1 pseudogene is annotated in these 232 nt (G+C 68.5%); it reads left to right on the forward strand.

Annotated elements, in window-relative coordinates:
• Window positions 1-166: pseudogene (locus JJL56_RS31615) on the forward strand (helix-turn-helix domain-containing protein); the annotation flags it as partial.
• Window positions 167-232: the final 66 nt, after the last annotated feature.

Here is a 232-nt window from a genome sequence, read left to right on the forward strand (position 1 = left end):
ATCGGCAAAGCTGCCTTCAGAACGGTACTTGCAGTTTGCGGAGCGGGAGGAGATCGCGCTGCGGCGAGCCCAGGGGTTCGGCGTGCGGGAGATCGCTCGCCAACTGGGCCGAGCGGCCTCGACCATTTCCCGCGAGCTGCGGCGCAATGCCGCCACCCGCGGGGGAGGGTTCATTCAAGGCCGAGGAGCATTGCGTCGCGAGCTTACCGCCTGCCTGCGGACCGGACGGACC

Origin of the sequence: Azospirillum aestuarii, assembly GCF_016632405.1 — a bacterium.
Taxonomy (GTDB): Bacteria; Pseudomonadota; Alphaproteobacteria; order Azospirillales; family Azospirillaceae; genus Azospirillum; species Azospirillum aestuarii.